Below are 15972 nucleotides of genomic sequence, written 5' to 3' on the forward strand. Positions count from 1 at the left end.
GCAGCCGAGGGCCCCGGATCCCGTGCTCAACCACTGCAAGGAGCCGCACACTGTGAGCAGTGCCGACCAGACCCCTGCCGCCAGCCCCGAGCTGCGGGCGGACATCCGACGCCTCGGCGATCTGCTGGGCGAGACCCTCGTACGTCAGGAAGGCCAGGAGCTCCTCGACCTCGTCGAGCGGGTCCGCGCCCTGACCCGTACCGACGGCGAGGCCGCGGCCGAGCTCCTCGGCGACACGGACCTGGAGACCGCCGCGCAGCTCGTGCGCGCCTTCTCCACGTACTTCCACCTCGCCAACGTCACCGAGCAGGTCCACCGCGCCCACGAGATGCGCGACCGGCGTGCCGCGGAGGGCGGGCTCCTCGCCCGTACCGCCGACCGGCTGAAGGACGCGGACCCCGAGCACCTGCGCGAGACGGTCAAGAACCTCAACGTCCGCCCCGTCTTCACCGCGCACCCCACCGAGGCCGCCCGGCGCTCCGTGCTCAACAAGCTCCGCCGCATCGCGGAGCTCCTCGAAACCCCCGTCATCGAGGCCGACCGGCGCCGCCACGACCTCCGGCTGGCCGAGAACATCGACCTCATCTGGCAGACGGACGAGCTGCGCGTCGTGCGGCCCGAGCCGGCCGACGAGGCCCGCAACGCCATCTACTACCTCGACGAGCTGCACGCCAACGCCGTCGGCGACGTCCTGGAGGACCTCGCCGCCGAGCTGGAGCGCGTCGGCGTCGAACTGCCCGCGGGCACCCGTCCGCTCACCTTCGGCACCTGGATCGGCGGCGACCGCGACGGCAACCCCAACGTGACGCCCGCCGTCACCTGGGAGGTGCTGATCCTCCAGCACGAGCACGGCATCACCGACGCGCTGGAGCTCATCGACTACCTGCGCGGGCTGCTCTCCAACTCCATCCGCTACACCGGCGCCACCGACGAGCTGCTGACCTCCCTCCAGGCCGACCTGGAACGCCTCCCCGAGATCAGCCCCCGCTACAAGCGGCTGAACGCCGAGGAGCCCTACCGCCTCAAGGCCACCTGCATCCGGCAGAAGCTCGTCAACACCCGCGAGCGCCTGGCCTCCGGCACCCCGCACCGCCCCGGCTGCGACTACCTCGGCACCGCCGAGCTGATCGCCGACCTCGCGCTCATCCAGACCTCGCTGCGCGAGCACCGCGGCGGCCTCTTCGCCGACGGCCGGATGAACCGCACCATCCGCACCCTGTCCGCGTTCGGCCTCCAGCTCGCCACCATGGACGTACGCGAGCACGCCGACGCCCACCACCACGCCCTCGGCCAGCTCTTCGACCGGCTCGGCGAGGAGTCCTGGCGCTACGCCGACATGCCGCGCGACTACCGGCGCAAGCTCCTCGCCAAGGAGCTCCGCTCACGCCGCCCGCTCGCTCCGACCCCGGCCCCGCTGGACGCCGCGGGCGAGAAGACCCTCGGCGTGTTCCACACCATCAAGGAAGCCTTCGAGCGCTTCGGCCCCGAGGTCATCGAGTCCTACATCATCTCGATGTGCCAGGGCGCCGACGATGTCTTCGCCGCCGCCGTCCTCGCCCGCGAGGCGGGCCTCCTGGACCTGCACGCCGGCTGGGCGAAGATCGGCATCGTGCCGCTGCTGGAGACCACCGACGAGCTGCGCGCCGCCGACGTCATCCTCGACGAGATGCTCGCCGACCCGTCGTACCGCCGGCTCGTCTCCCTGCGCGGCGACGTGCAGGAGGTCATGCTCGGCTACAGCGACTCCTCCAAGTTCGGCGGGATCACCACCTCCCAGTGGGAGATTCACCGCGCCCAGCGCCGGCTGCGCGACGTCGCCCACCGCTACGGCGTACGGCTGCGGCTCTTCCACGGCCGCGGCGGCACCGTCGGCCGCGGTGGCGGCCCCTCGCACGACGCGATCCTCGCGCAGCCGTGGGGCACGCTGGAGGGCGAGATCAAGGTGACCGAGCAGGGCGAGGTCATCTCCGACAAGTACCTCATCCCCGCGCTCGCCCGGGAGAACCTGGAGCTGACCGTCGCGGCCACCCTCCAGGCTTCCGCGCTGCACACCGCGCCCCGGCAGTCCGACGAGGCCCTCGCCCGCTGGGACGCGGCGATGGACACCGTCTCCGACGCGGCGCACGGCGCGTACCGCAAGCTGGTCGAGGACCCCGACCTGCCCGCGTACTTCTTTGCCTCCACCCCCGTGGACCAGCTCGCCGAACTGCACCTCGGCTCCCGCCCCTCCCGCCGCCCCGACTCGGGCGCCGGGCTGGACGGGCTGCGGGCCATCCCGTGGGTGTTCGGCTGGACCCAGTCCCGCCAGATCGTGCCCGGCTGGTACGGCGTCGGCTCGGGCCTCAAGGCCCTGCGCGAGGCCGGGCTCGGCACGGTCCTGGACGAGATGCACGAGCACTGGCACTTCTTCCAGAACTTCCTGTCCAACGTCGAGATGACCCTGGCCAAGACCGACCTGCGCATCGCCCGGCACTACGTCGACACGCTCGTCCCCGACGAGCTGAAGCACGTCTTCGCCGACATCGAGGCCGAGCACGCGCTCACCGTGAGCGAGGTCCTCAAGGTCACCGGGGGCACCGAACTGCTCGGCACCAGCCCGGTGCTCCAGCAGACCTTCTCCATCCGCGACGCCTACCTGGACCCGATCTCCTACCTCCAGGTGTCGCTGCTGGCCCGTCAGCGCCGGGCCGCGGAGCGCGGCGAGGAGCCCGACCCGCTGCTCGCGAGGGCCCTGCTGCTCACCGTGAACGGGGTCGCCGCGGGTCTGCGCAACACCGGCTGACCGCCGCCGGGGGCGCCGGTACGCCCCCGGCCGGTGGGTGCGGTCCTGTCACAGGGCGACGAACGTCGCCACCAGCAGGACCGCACCCGCCGTCCCGAAGCCCCACGCCGTGCGGGACAGCCGCAGTCCGCCGCCGATCACCAGGGCGGCCAGCAGCAGGGAGCCGCCCAGCGGCATCCAGGCGTGCAGGAAGCCCGCCGTTCCGACGCGCACGGCGGCATCGGTGCCGGGCTTCACGACCACGGGGAAACGGTCGCCCTTCTTCGCCGCGACGGACTTCTCCACCGTCAGCCGGGAGCGGTCCGGCGACTTCGCGTCCGGCTCGTAGGGGCCGGTGCACCATTCCTCACCGCATCCGGTGACCGTCAGCGTGCCGTGTTCGCGGCCCTTGGACAGCACGACGTGATGCGCGGTGTTCCAGGACGACCACGCGCCCGCGACCAGCAACAACAGGGCTACGAGACCCATGGCGGCAAGGCGGCCGAAGAGTATCGCGCGGTGGGGAGAGCTCCGCTTCATGGGGGCAGATCCTTGGCCAGACCGGCACCCCGGGTCAACCTGTGGCCGAAAATCGCCCCACAGGTCGTGGGTATCCCGGGGGAATGTCAGGAGTTGTACGCGCTCTGCGCCCGCTCCAGCCCCTCCGCGAGCAGGCACTCCACCGCGTCCGCCGACCGGTCGACCAGGAACGCCAGCTCCTTGCGCTCGGTGGACGAGAAGTCCTTGAGCACGAAGTCCGCGACCTGCATCCGGCCCGGCGGCCGTCCGATCCCGAACCGCACCCGGTGGTAGTCCGGTCCCATCGACTTGGTCATGGACTTCAGCCCGTTGTGCCCGTTGTCGCCGCCGCCGAGCTTCAGCCGCAGCATGCCGTAGTCGATGTCCAGCTCGTCATGGACCGCGACGATGTGGTCGGTGGGCACCTTGTAGAAGTCGCGCAGCGCCGTCACGGGGCCGCCGGACAGGTTCATGTACGACATCGGCTTCGCCAGGATCACCCGGCGGCTCGCCGGTCCCGGCGGACCGATCCGGCCCTCCAGCACCTGCGCCTGAGCCTTCTGGGCGCGCTTGAACTTCCCGCCGATCCGTTCCGCCAGCAGGTCGGCGACCATGAAGCCGACGTTGTGGCGGTTCGCCGCGTAGTCGGGGCCGGGGTTGCCGAGGCCCACGATCAGCCAGGGGTCGGTGGCGTCGGACATCGCGCTGGGTCTCCTCGGGTGCGGGCGAGTGGATGAGGTGTTGCTCGGAGCTGTCGATACGAGCTGTCGATACGAGCTGTCGGTACAGGCAAACGGGGCGGCGGAACCCCCGGAAGGGAACCGCCACCCCGTCAGTCAAGCAGGTGCGGTGAGGCTCGGAGCCTGTCGGGCTCTCAGGCCTCGGTGGTCTCGGCGTCGGCGTCGGCCGGCTCCTCGACCTGCGCGGCGACGACCTGGAGCACGACGGCGTCCTCGTCGCCGGCCAGCACGGAGCCGGCGGGCAGCGGGATGTCCTTGGCCAGGATCGAGTCACCGGCGTCCAGGCCCGCGACGGAGACCGTGACGGACTCGGGGATGTGGGTGGCCTCGGCCTCGACGAGCAGGGTGTTCTGCACGTACTCCAGCAGGTTGCCGCCCGGTGCCAGGTCGCCCTCGGCGTGCACGGCGATCTCGACGTTGACCTTCTCGCCGCGCTTGACGGTCAGCAGGTCGACGTGCTCGATGTTGCCCTTGAGCGGGTTGCGCTGCACGGCCTTCGGGATGACCAGCGCGTCCTTGCCGTCGATCTCCAGACCGATGAGGACGTTGGCGGTACGCAGCGCCAGCTGGAGCTCGTGGGCCGGCAGGCTGACGTGGACGGCCTCGGCGCCGTGGCCGTAGACGACCGCGGGAACCAGGTTGGCACGGCGGGTGCGGCGGGCGGCGCCCTTGCCGAACTCGGTACGGACCTGAGCGGCGAGCTTGATCTCGGCCATGGTTGCACTCCTCGTAAGTGACGAACGTCGAATGGTCACCCGGCCCACGACAGGCCTGCTACGAAGAGCGCGTCGATAACGGACCACCGTACCGAACAGGTACGGCCTCCCTCGCCGAGCAACTCGCTGAGTCTACCCGGCGGGGAGGCCGCACCCCAAAGTGGATCTACCGCACCCTTACGGGCACGGCCTGAGCAGGGATTACTCCTGCTCCTCGAAGAGGCTCGTGACCGAACCGTCCTCGAAGACCTCGCGCACCGCGCGCGCGATCGTCGGCGCGATCGACAGCACCGTGATCTTGTCGAGCTCCAGCTCGCCCGGCGTCGGGAGCGTGTCGGTGAAGACGAACTCGCTGACCTTGGAGTTCTTCAGGCGGTCGGCGGCCGGGCCCGAGAGGACACCGTGCGTCGCCGTCACTATGACGTCCTCGGCGCCGTGCGCGAACAGGGCGTCGGCGGCGGCGCAGATCGTGCCACCGGTGTCGATCATGTCGTCGACCAGGACACAGACCCGGCCCTCGACGTTGCCGACGACCTCGTGGACGCTGACCTGGTTGGGCACGTCCTTGTCGCGGCGCTTGTGGACGATCGCCAGCGGGGCGTCCAGACGGTCGCACCAGCGGTCGGCGACCCGCACGCGGCCGGCGTCCGGGGAGACGATCGTGAGCTTGGTGCGGTCGACCTTGGCACCGACGTAGTCGGCCAGGATCGGCAGCGCGAACAGGTGGTCCACCGGGCCGTCGAAGAAGCCCTGGATCTGGTCGGTGTGCAGGTCGACCGTGAGAATGCGGTCGGCACCGGCCGTCTTCATCAGGTCCGCGATCAGGCGCGCCGAGATCGGCTCGCGGCCGCGGTGCTTCTTGTCCTGGCGGGCGTAGCCGTAGAACGGCACGATCACCGTGATGGACCGGGCCGACGCGCGCTTCAGCGCGTCCAGCATGATCAGCTGCTCCATGATCCACTTGTTGATCGGAGCCGTGTGGCTCTGGATCAGGAAGCAGTCGGCGCCACGTGCGGACTCCTGGAAACGCACGTAGATCTCACCGTTGGCGAAATCGAAGGCCTTCGTCGGCACGAGACCGACACCCAGCTGGTGTGCGACCTCCTCGGCCAGCTCGGGGTGGGCGCGGCCGGAGAAGAGCATCAGTTTCTTCTCGCCGGTCGTCTTGATCCCGGTCACAGCACAGTCTCCTCAGACGTGTATCTGGCGCCGCACGCATAGGTCCCGATGTGCAACGAGCCAGCCGAAATGGGTGAGCATCTATCACGGTACGCCGTGTCGGGCGCACCTGTTTCCGGTCAGCTTTCGTCGTTGGTCTCCCCGGACGCCGCGTGGGCGGCCTGCGCGGCCGCGCTGCCCGGACGCTTCCGGGCCACCCAACCCTCGATATTCCGCTGCTGGCCCCGGGCGACGGCCAGCGAACCCGCGGGCACGTCCTTCGTGATGACCGATCCGGCGGCGGTGTAGGCGCCGTCCCCCACCGTGACGGGCGCCACAAACATATTGTCCGAGCCGGTGCGGCAGTGGGAGCCGATCGTCGTGTGGTGCTTCGCGACCCCGTCGTAGTTCACGAACACGCTGGCGGCACCGATGTTGGTGTGGTCGCCGATCGTCGCGTCGCCCACGTAGCTCAGATGCGGGACCTTCGTGCCCTCGCCGATCGTGGCGTTCTTCAGCTCCACGTACGTACCGGCCTTGGCCTTCGGGCCGAGCCGCGTTCCGGGCCGCAGATAGGCGTACGGGCCCACCGACGCCCCGGGGCCGACCTCGGCCGAGTCCGCGACCGTGTTGTCCACGCGCGCGCCCGCGTGGACGACCGTGTCCTTCAGCCGGGTGTTCGGGCCGACCTCGGCGTCCTCGTCCAGATGCGTGGTCCCCAGCAGCTGCGTGCCCGGGTGCACGGTCACGTCCTGCCCGAAGGTGACCGTGGCGTCGATCAGCGTCGACGCGGGGTCGACCACCGTCACGCCCGCCAGCATCGCCCGCTCCAGCAGCCGCTCGTTGAGCAGGGTGCGGGCCTGGACGAGCTGGAGCCGGTTGTTGATGCCGAGGATCTCGCGGTGGTCGGCGGTGACGCAGGCCCCGACGCGGTGCCCGGCCTCGCGCAGGATGGACAGGACGTCGGTGAGGTACTCCTCGCCCTGGCTGTTGTCCGTACGGACCTTGCCGAGCGCGTCCGTGAGCAGCCGGCCGTCGAAGGCGAAGACCCCGGAGTTGATCTCCCGGATCGCGCGCTGTTCCTCGGTGGCGTCCTTGTGCTCGACGATCCCGGTGACCGCGCCGCTGGCCGCGTCGCGGACGATGCGGCCGTAGCCGGTGGAGTCGGGGACCTCGGCGGTCAGCACGGTGACGGCGTTGGCGTCGGAGGCGTGCGTGGCGGCGAGCGCGGTGAGCGTCCCGCCGGAGAGCAGCGGGGTGTCGCCGCAGACGACGATCACGGTGCCCTCGACGGCACCGCCGAGCTCCTGGAGCCCGATGCGTACGGCGTGGCCGGTGCCGTTCTGCTCGGACTGGTAGGCCGTCCGTACGGGGGTGTCCCCGGCGGAGAGGTGCGCGGTGACCCGCTCGCTCGCGTGGCCGACGACCACGACGAGGTGCTGGGGGTCCAGCTCGCGGGCGGCGGCGACGACATGTCCGACGAGCGAGCGCCCGGAGATCTCGTGCAGGACCTTGGGAGTCTTCGACTTCATGCGGGTGCCTTCACCCGCTGCGAGGACGACGACGGCGGCCGGGCTGATGGCGCTCACGGATGTGCCCTTCGGCTTCGGGTGGTGGACATCCGCAGGATACCGGGGGTGTTTCCGCGTGAAACGAGCGCGGGCCCCGACCGGTGAGGTCGGGGCCCGCGTACGTGTGCTCCCCCATCAGGATTTGAACCTGAACAGACGGTACCAAAAACCGCAGTGCTGCCTGATTACACCATGGGGGATCAATTCCGACTGAACCGGACATTGCGTCGGCCCGCCGGATCGGCACCCAACACTATGCCGTACCGACCGCCTTTTCCGCGACGACGAACCCGTCCGCTCCCGGCCGCGCGAGGGCGGCGGCGGGGCGGGTGGAGGCGGCAAGAAAGACAAGAGGGACAAGGGCGACAAGGTGCCCGCGATGCGGGCCGGTGGTGTTCTTGCTCGCATACGGCGCGCGGTGTCCGGGTCACCCGAAAATGAGATGCGTGCGCCCGTAGGCTGGAAGGCATGACCGCAACGGGGGCAGACCAGGAAGCGGCGGGCCCGACCACCCGCGGCTACTGGTGGTGGGAACGGCGGCGCAGTGTCGCCCTGGACGTGGGACTGGCGCTCTTCTCGGCGCTGGAGTGTGCGCTGGAGGGGGTTGAGTTCGCCCGGGACACCGGACTGCCGGTGCCGATCGGGGTGCTGTTCGGGCTGATCGCCGGCTCGGTCCTGGTGGTACGCAGACGCTGGCCGATCGCCGTGGTGCTCGTGTCGATCGCGACGACGCCCGCCGAGATGGGCTTCCTGATGGGCCTCGTGGGCCTGTACACACTGGCCGCGTCCGACGTGCCGCGCAGGATCACCGTCGTACTGACCGGGATGTCGCTCGTCGGCACGTTCATCGTCACCTACGTACGGATGCGCCAGAGCGTCACCGAGCAGGCCGACTTCGGGCCCACCGAATGGTACGTACCGCTGATCTCCCTGTTCATGTCGCTGGGGCTGACGGCGCCCGCGCTGCTGTTCGGCCTCTACATAGGGGCCAGGCGCCGGCTCATGGAGAGCCTGCGGGAGCGGGCGGACTCCCTGGAGCGGGAGCTCTCGCTGCTCGCCGACCGGGCCGAGGAACGCGCCGAGTGGGCGCGGACCGAGGAACGCACCCGCATCGCCCGCGAGATGCACGACGTGGTCGCGCACCGGGTCAGCCTGATGGTCGTCCACGCGGCGGCGCTCCAGGCGGTCGCCCCGAAGGACCCCGCGAAGGCGGTGCGCAACGCCGCGCTGGTCGGCGACATGGGACGCCAGGCGCTGACCGAGCTCCGCGAGATGCTCGGTGTCCTGCGCAGCGGCGACGCGCTGGTCGCGCCCGCGGCGGGAGGCCGTCCGCCGCTCGCCGAGGTGGGCCGGGCGGCGGCCGCCGCCGCGGCGGCGGCCGCGAGCGAGGACGGGCCGCGCCTGCACGAGGTGGAGAAGCTCGTCGCGCAGTCACGGGAGGCCGGGATGACGGTCGAGCTCTCGGTCCACGGTGAGCTGCGCCCGTACGCGCCCGAGGTCGAGCAGACCGCGTACCGGGTGGTGCAGGAGGCCCTGACGAACGTGCACAAGCACGCGGCGGGGGCGAAGACCTGGGTACGGCTCGCTCACCGCGGCGAGGAGGTCGCGATGCAGGTGGAGAACGGCCCCTCGGACAGCGCGGCGGCGGACGCGGGACTGCCGAGCGGGGGCAACGGCCTGGTGGGGATGCGGGAGCGGGTGCTGGGGCTGGGCGGCGTGTTCGTCTCCGGCCCGACGGACGCGGGGGGCTTCCGGGTCTCGGCGGTACTGCCGGACGCGGGCTGAGCCGGGGGACCGCGCGGACCCACGGCCCGTGCGGATCGCGGACTTACGGGCCCGTACAGATCGCGGACTCACGGCTTGTGCGGATCGCGGACTCACGGGCTTGTACGGATGCACGGCCTGCCCGTGCGGACTCGCCGCACCCCGCCGGGGGTGTCGTCAGCCCGGTGCCAGGCGCGACGGCTGGGCGCCCGTCACCAGCGTGGCCAGGGCCTGGTCGATGTCCGCGCCGAGGTACCAGTCGCCCGTGTGGTCGATGCTGTAGACCCGGCCCTCGTTGTCGATCGCGAGCACGGCCTGTCCCTCCCCCTCCTCGCCGAGCGGGCTGACCTCCGTCTCCAGCGCCCGTCCGAGGTCGCCCAGAGTCCGGGCGAGATGCAGCCCGCTCAGCGGGTCGATGCGCACCGCGGCCGGGGCGATCTGCCGGCCCGGCGCCGAGGCGGTGATGTACAGCCCGCCGAACTCCGCCCAGGCCTCGACGGCCGCCGGGAACACGGCGTGCTGATGCCCGGCGGGCGAGGCGTGGGAGCGCAGCTCGTCCGCCCATTCCTCGGCCTGCCGGATGTCCCAGCGCCCCGGCTGCCAGCCGGCGTCGCGCAGGGCGGCGTCGACGGCGACGGGGAAGCGGGTGGAGGTGTGCTGCTGGTGTCGGTCGTGCATCTGCGCGCGGTCAGCCCTTCTCGGCGGTGGTCGCCGCCCCGGTGGCGGTGAGGTCGACGGGGCGTACGCCGAAGTGGGCGAGCATCGCCGTGCAGGAGCGGCAGGGCGGTGCGTAGCTGCCGTGCAAGGGGTCGCCGTCCTCGCGGATGCGGCGGGCGGTGATGCGGGAGTGCTTCAGCGCGCGGCGGGCCTCGCCGTTGGTCAGCGGCTTGCGCTGGGCCCGCTTGGAGCGGTTGCCCTCCGCGGCGGTGAGCTGCCGGGACAGCAGTATGGCCTCGGGGCAGCGGCCGGTGAAGCGTTCGCGCTGGCCGCTGGTGAGGGTGTCGAGGAAGTCCTGGACGAGTGGGTGGAGCACGGGCGGCTGGTCCCCCTTGCCCGCCGTGCACGTGAGCGTCTCCCCGCGTACGGACAGCGCTGCGGCCACGGCGGGCAGGATGCCGTCGCGGCGGTGGTGCAGGCGGGGGGTGCGGCTGGTCTCGGTGCTCCTCCAGCTGAGTCGCGGGTCCCCGGATGTCGTTGTTTGTGCCGTATGCATGGTGCTGGCGTCCCTCCCTGCAATCCCCCGAGTTGCGGGGACAGCCTGCCAAATGTGCCGGGTCGTGGGGAAGCTGGGGCGGTGAAACGTGTCCTCGTGTCGCCCGAAGGGGGCGAAACGGTCGCTCCTCCGTCACGCCGAAGTGACGGTTCGTGACCGATGCGGAGGGGCGGGACCCCCTGTTGCCCCACCGCATAGGCTGTGCGGAACACCAGACGCAGCAGGGGGCAACCGCCATGACGACAGGTCGGCTCGGGCAGCAAGCCGCGCCACCGAACTCGGCCTACGCCGGGCAGGTCGTGCACTTCCCGGACCCGGTCCGGGCGTCCCGCCACCCCAGAGGTGTGCGCGTGGACGGGAACGGCCATCCGGAACTCTCGCCGTACGCGCGTGCCGCCGCGGAGATCGCCGATCCCCCGCAGGGCTTCGGCATCGACGAGCTGCGGCTCACCGACTACGTGTCGGCGAACGCCGCACTGGCGACGAGCGGCCATGAGCTGTGGGACACGATCCCGGCGGTGGCCACACCGCACGGCTGGACCTGGCACCACGTGGCGGGCGGCCGGCGGATGGAGCTGGTCCCGGTCGAGGTGAAGGCGCTGCTGCGCCATCACGCCGGCCTGGCCACGACTCCGGTCGACCAGAACCGGCGCGGCACCCGTCCGCTCCAGGAGACCCGGCCCGCGCACTTCCGGCTGCCGAAGGGCGCCGTGGCGGTGAGCGAGCACCAGGTCCTGAACGTGGAGGAGGACCTCGGCTACCGGCTGCCGGGCGCGTACCGCACCTTCCTGAAGGCGGCGGGCGGCTCGGCCCCGGTGGGCGCGGCACTGGACGCGGAGCTGGGACTGCTGGTGGACCAGCCGTTCTTCACGGTGCGTGAGGAGGCCGCGATGAACGACCTGCTGTACGTGAACAAATGCCTGCGGGACCACTTCACCAAGGACTACCTGGGCGTCGGCTTCGTCCAGGGCGGCATCCTCGCCGTGAAGGTACGGGGCGACAGCATCGGCTCGGTCTGGTTCTGCCCGTACGACGACGCCAGGGACCAGGACGGCTGGAGTGTGCAGGAGCGGGCCGAACGGCTGCTGCTGCCCTGCGGTACGGACTTCGATGTGTTCCTCCAGCGGCTGGCGGGCAACCCGCCGGAGCTAGAGACCGTGGCGAACCTGATGGTGGACGGCGGCTTCGCGCAGGCCGTCCCGGTGGAGGGGTGAGCGCGATGGTGACCTTCGCGCAGGCGCAGGAGCGGGCGGACGAGTGGGTCAACGGCGACGTGGCCGCGTACCAGCACCGCGAGGTGCGGGTCCGTGAGTTCGAGCTCGGCTTCGTGGTGTGGGCCGAGGACCGGGTGGACGGCCCGGTCTCGGACGGCGGGCGGCAGCGGCTGGTGATCGCCCGCGACAGCGGCGAGGCCACGCTGTGGCCCGGACTGCCGGTGGGCGAGGTGATCCGGCGGTACGAGGAGGAGTACGGCACCTCGGCCGGAGCACCGGTCGCGCCGGAGCCGCCCCAGCGCATCGACCTGAACCAGACGTCGTTCCTGCTGACGCCGCCGGAGTGGCTCCAGGAGGCGGCGGACAAACTGGGGATCCCGGACCGCCGCGCGGGCGCCGACACGGATGAAGACACGGCCCCGGATGCGGATCCAGCCCCGGGGATTCCGGCTGCTCCGGTCGCCCCGGCAGCGCCCGCAGCGCCCGTGGCGCCCGTGGCCCCGGCAGCACCTGTTCCGCCCGCAGCGCCTGTTCCGCCCGTGGTCCCGGCCGCCCCTGCAGCCGACTACGAGCCCACGGCCTCCGAGGGCGTGCCCGCGTCCGCTCCGCCCCCCGTGCCTTTCGGGGCCACCCCGTGGGCCGGCACCGACACCAACGGGGGCTCCGACGAGGGTGCCGTCCCGCTGCCCGCCACCGTGTTCGCGCCGCCGCTCTCCGGGGCCGACGACGAGGGGATGCCGCCGCCGGTCGTATCGGCCGACGCCCCCACGGCGCTGATGTCCGGCGGCAGCCAGTTGCCGCGTACGAGCGTCGCGCACGCGCTGAACACGCGGCCGGGCCCCGATGCCGGTGACATCGCGGACGCGGCCACCAGCAAGGCCGCCGTGTCCCCGCGCAGCGCGCGGGGAAGCGTCTCGACGACTCCGCCGCCGCCCGGCGCCCCCGGGACTCCCGGCGTACGCCCCGGTGCGACGCCGCCCCCTTCGGGCCCGGGTGCGCCCGGCGCTCCGGCGGGCGGCTATGTACCGACCCAGCTCGTCTCCCAGCTCGGCCCGCCCGGCCCGCCCGGTCCTCCGGGGCCGCCCGGTGCGACACCGCCCCCGGGGTTCCCCACGCCTCCCGGTCCGCCCGGAGCGACGCCGCCTCCCGGTCCGCCCGGTCCTCCCGGAGCCACGCCCCCGCCCGGCGGCGGGATGCACCACGCGGCGACGATGTTCGCCGACGGGAGCAGTCTCGGCGGCCCCGGCGGTCTCGCGGCCCCGCAGCCTCCGGGCCCGCCCGGCGCCCCCGGCGTCCCGGGTGCCGGTGCGCCGCAGCCGCCCGGCCCGCCCGGTCCTCCCGGTCCGCCCACGCCTCCGGGCCCGCCCGGTGCGCCGCAGCCGCCCGGCCCGCCCGGACCTCCGCCCGGCTCCACGCCGCCGCCCGGTGGCGGGGTGCACCATGCCGCGACGATGCTGGCGAGCCCCGGCCAGGTCGGCCCGCCCGGTCCGCCCGGTGCTCCGGGTTCTCCGGGTGCGCCCACGCCCCCCGGCCCGCCGAATCAGCACGCCCCGCACGGTCCGCATGCCCCGCACACCCCGCCGCCTCCGTCGTACGGCTATCCGCAGCAGCCCACCGGTCAGCCGACCGTCGGGCCCGGCTACCAGGCCGTGCTGCGCTTCCGGGCGCCGGACGGCAGTGAGCAGCAGCTGATCCGCCGCTCGGCGCCCGGCACCCCGCACCCCGAGTGGCAGATGCTGCACGAGCTGCGCGCGATGAACGTGCCGCCGCAGCAGGTGATCGAGCTGCACACCGAGCTGGAGTCCTGCGAGCTGCCTGGCGGGTACTGCGCCCGGATGATCCGGGAGACCTGGCCGCAGGTACGGATCACCAGCGTCGCCCCGTACGGCACCGACCACGCGAGCCGCCAGCAGGGCATGCAGCATCTGCTGACGCACCAGGGCGAGCTGCACCAGGTCGCCGACGGCCCGGCCCGGCCCGCGCCGGTACGGGCTCCGCTGCCGCAGATGCCGCCCGCCCCGGCCATTCCGCCGGAGGCTGTCGCGGAGGAGCTGCTCCAGGCCTTCGGCCCGCAGGGTGTGCTCCGCTTCGACCAGCGCGCCGTGTCCCGGCAGGGGGTGCCCGAGATCGTGGGGCGGACCCTGGTGTGGGCGGGGCTGCCCGCCGATTTCGGGCCGTTCTTCTGGGCGCAGCCGGGTCAGCCGGTGGTGCCCACCCTGGCCGAGCTGGCCACGCAGCGGCAGGTGCAGCCCGCTTCCGACGCGGGCTCGTACCTCGTGATGGGGACGGACTTCGGCCGGGCGATCTGTGTCCAGTACGGCACGGCGAACATCGTGGCCGTACCGGTGGAGGCAGGACCGGGCGGGCAGCCGGTGCCGCCGCAGTTCGTCAACACCGGGCTGCCGGAGTTCGTGCGCTCGATGGCGCTGCTCGGCCGGATGTGGCGGCTGCGCTTCGGGCTCAACCCGGAGCAGGCGGGCCGCTGGACCGTCGACTTCCAGGCGCAGCTGGTGGCTCTGGACCCGGCGGCTCTCGCGTCGCCGGAGAGCTGGTGGTCGGTGCTGCTGGAGCAGATGTGGGACGGGCTGATCTGACCCGTACGAGCCATGTCGCCGATGGCTGGGAAGCGCCCGGTCCCCCTGGAATTCGCCGGAATGAGCCAGGGGGACCGGGCGCTTCCGGCTTCCCGGGCTGTGATGCCGGTCGCTTCCGCACGGAATCCCGCTGATCGATTCAGACTTCCGTCACCAATTACCGCATCCTTGACGTATTGATGGGGTGTCGGAGAGTCGGAGAGAGGCTTCAGGATGAGTGCTGCACCGGATTCCGCGTACGGCTTCGTCGGCGTACGGGGACGTGGCTACCGCCCTGAGCAGGTGGACCGCATGGTGGCAGCCCTGTCGGCGGAGCGGGACGCGGCGCTGGCCGAGATCGCCCGGCTGTCGGACCTGACACAGGAGCTGACCGCCGAGTCGGCCCGGCTGGGCGAGGCCGTGGCCACGCTCGCCCCGCAGACCTACGCGGAGCTGGGCGAGCGGGCCCAGCGGATCCTGGCGCTCGCCGAGAGCGAGGCCGAGACCCTGCACGAGGCCGCCCGGACGGACGGCCAGCAGCTGCGTGACGAGGCGGAAGCGGTGGGGCGGGCCGCCGGTGACGCGGCCCGCGAGCACTCCGCGACGGTACGGGAGGCGGCCGAGGCGCACGCGGAACAGGCGCTCGACGCCGCCCGCCACACGGCCGAGGAGACGGTGTCCACGGCCCGCCGGGAGGCCGCCGAGGTCGCCGGGACCGCCGCGACGGGGATGCGGGAGACACAGCGCCGTACGGCGAGCGTGCTGGCACACCAGGAGCAGGAGCACGCCGAGCGCTGGAAGGTCTCGGAGGCCGAACTCGCGGCGGAGGAAGCCGCGTCGGCCGCCCGGCACGCCGAGCTGACCGAGCGCGCCGAGGCACTCCTCGCGGAGGCGAAGCGAGCCCTCGCGGAGACCGAGGAAGCCGTCCGGCACGGCCAGGAGGACGCGGAGGCGAGCGCCGCCGAACTCCTCGCTGAGGCCCGGGTCCGCGAGGAGCGGGTGGTCCGCGAGACGGAACGCGTCCTGCGCGAGCACGAGGAGGGCCGCGAGGAGGTGCAGGCGCACATGAAGCACGTACGCAACTCGCTCGCGGCGCTCACCGGACGCGTGACTCCGGCGGAGGACGACGGGGCGGCGGAGGACTGAGAGCGGCGGGACGGGGAGCTGAGGACGGGCGCTCCGCCGGCTACGCCGAGATCATCCGATTCCGACGAGGCATTGTCCAAGCAGGCGCAGGAGTTACTGGCTGAGGCACGGAGTCAGCGAGACGAGGCCGCCGAGGCGGTTCAGCGTGTTCTCGACGCGGCGATGGAGCACGCTCCGGCGGAGCCCGCCGCCGGTATCTAAGTGGTCGGCTTCGTAAGTCCTTCTTGAGCCGCATCGCTCGGGCCTTGCCGGGGGCAAGGGTGGGGTGGCAGCGACAGCGGGCCTGGATGGAAGTCTTCTCGTCGGCGCTGATCACGTACTCGCCATCGCCCAGCGGAACGTTGTTGAAGGTGCGGTGGTACAGGTCCAGGACGCGGGCGGCTTTGGTGCCGAAGGCGGGGTCTGTGGGAAAGATCCAGGAGCGGTGCTGACAGGGTTTGAGCGCGTCCCGGGAAAGCCAGCGGCGCACGGTGGAGAGCGAGGATGACGACTTCCGAAGAACGTGGACGGACGGAAGGCTGGAAAAACGAACCGGGCCGAGGCCCGTCGCAGCCTCGGCTCGGCAGATTGGGCGTGTTTCCTCTGGAGGACCTATAA

General features: G+C 72.1%; 13 protein-coding genes and 1 tRNA gene. 6 read left to right on the forward strand and 8 right to left on the reverse strand.

Going from position 1 to position 15972, the window contains the following annotated elements; translation table 11 throughout:
* Window positions 1–52 precede the first annotated feature (52 nt).
* Complete coding sequence (gene ppc, locus OHA98_RS05090; RefSeq protein ID WP_266922899.1) at window positions 53–2782, forward strand: phosphoenolpyruvate carboxylase; 2730 nt, start codon at window positions 53–55, stop codon at window positions 2780–2782.
* A gap of 48 nt (window positions 2783–2830) precedes the next feature.
* Here ppc and OHA98_RS05095 read toward each other — a convergent pair whose 3' ends face one another.
* From OHA98_RS05095 to OHA98_RS05120, 6 genes are all read right to left on the reverse strand, one after another.
* Window positions 2831–3301, reverse strand: a complete 471-nt coding sequence (locus OHA98_RS05095; protein WP_266922900.1) for a hypothetical protein — start codon at window positions 3299–3301, stop codon at window positions 2831–2833.
* Between the two features lie 86 nt (window positions 3302–3387).
* Entirely contained in the window at window positions 3388–3981 is a 594-nt protein-coding gene (gene pth, locus OHA98_RS05100; protein ID WP_266922901.1) for an aminoacyl-tRNA hydrolase, read from the reverse strand.
* Window positions 3982–4154: 173 nt separating this feature from the next.
* Window positions 4155–4736, reverse strand: coding sequence for a 50S ribosomal protein L25/general stress protein Ctc (locus tag OHA98_RS05105; protein ID WP_266922902.1), 582 nt, complete (start codon window positions 4734–4736; stop codon window positions 4155–4157).
* Window positions 4737–4937: 201 nt separating this feature from the next.
* Window positions 4938–5915, reverse strand: coding sequence for a ribose-phosphate diphosphokinase (locus OHA98_RS05110; RefSeq protein ID WP_266922903.1), 978 nt, complete (start codon window positions 5913–5915; stop codon window positions 4938–4940).
* A gap of 119 nt (window positions 5916–6034) precedes the next feature.
* Window positions 6035–7483 carry a bifunctional UDP-N-acetylglucosamine diphosphorylase/glucosamine-1-phosphate N-acetyltransferase GlmU gene (gene glmU, locus OHA98_RS05115; RefSeq protein ID WP_266922904.1) on the reverse strand — a complete coding sequence of 483 codons (1449 nt, stop codon included), beginning with the start codon at window positions 7481–7483 and terminating at the stop codon, window positions 6035–6037.
* Window positions 7484–7592: 109 nt separating this feature from the next.
* Window positions 7593–7665 (reverse strand) — tRNA-Gln (locus OHA98_RS05120).
* A 268-nt stretch (window positions 7666–7933) separates the two neighbouring features.
* Here OHA98_RS05120 and OHA98_RS05125 point away from each other — a divergent pair.
* Window positions 7934–9250, forward strand: a complete 1317-nt coding sequence (locus tag OHA98_RS05125) for a sensor histidine kinase (RefSeq protein ID WP_266922905.1) — start codon at window positions 7934–7936, stop codon at window positions 9248–9250.
* A gap of 156 nt (window positions 9251–9406) precedes the next feature.
* Here the strand turns inward: OHA98_RS05125 and OHA98_RS05130 are convergent, their stop codons facing one another.
* Window positions 9407–9907 carry an SUKH-3 domain-containing protein gene (locus OHA98_RS05130; protein WP_266922906.1) on the reverse strand — a complete coding sequence of 167 codons (501 nt, stop codon included), beginning with the start codon at window positions 9905–9907 and terminating at the stop codon, window positions 9407–9409.
* A gap of 10 nt (window positions 9908–9917) precedes the next feature.
* Window positions 9918–10442: a YwqJ-related putative deaminase gene (locus OHA98_RS05135; RefSeq protein ID WP_266922907.1), complete on the reverse strand. Its 525-nt coding sequence runs from the start codon at window positions 10440–10442 to the stop codon at window positions 9918–9920.
* 236 nt (window positions 10443–10678) lie between these two features.
* Between OHA98_RS05135 and OHA98_RS05140 the strand changes: the two genes are divergently transcribed.
* The 4 genes from OHA98_RS05140 (at window position 10679) to OHA98_RS42865 (ending at window position 15576) form a co-directional block, all read left to right on the forward strand.
* A complete protein-coding gene (locus tag OHA98_RS05140) occupies window positions 10679–11656 on the forward strand; it encodes an HNH endonuclease (RefSeq protein WP_266922908.1) in 978 nt (325 codons plus the stop codon).
* Between the two features lie 5 nt (window positions 11657–11661).
* On the forward strand, window positions 11662–14250 hold the full coding sequence (locus OHA98_RS05145) for an SUKH-4 family immunity protein (RefSeq protein ID WP_266922909.1): 2589 nt from the start codon (window positions 11662–11664) through the stop codon (window positions 14248–14250).
* A gap of 213 nt (window positions 14251–14463) precedes the next feature.
* A complete protein-coding gene (locus tag OHA98_RS05150) occupies window positions 14464–15375 on the forward strand; it encodes a cellulose-binding protein (protein ID WP_266922910.1) in 912 nt (303 codons plus the stop codon).
* A gap of 18 nt (window positions 15376–15393) precedes the next feature.
* Complete coding sequence (locus tag OHA98_RS42865) at window positions 15394–15576, forward strand: putative T7SS-secreted protein (protein ID WP_353962251.1); 183 nt, start codon at window positions 15394–15396, stop codon at window positions 15574–15576.
* The last annotated feature ends 396 nt before the right edge of the window (window positions 15577–15972 follow it).

The organism is Streptomyces sp. NBC_00654 (genome assembly GCF_026341775.1).
GTDB lineage: Bacteria > Actinomycetota > Actinomycetes > Streptomycetales > Streptomycetaceae > Streptomyces.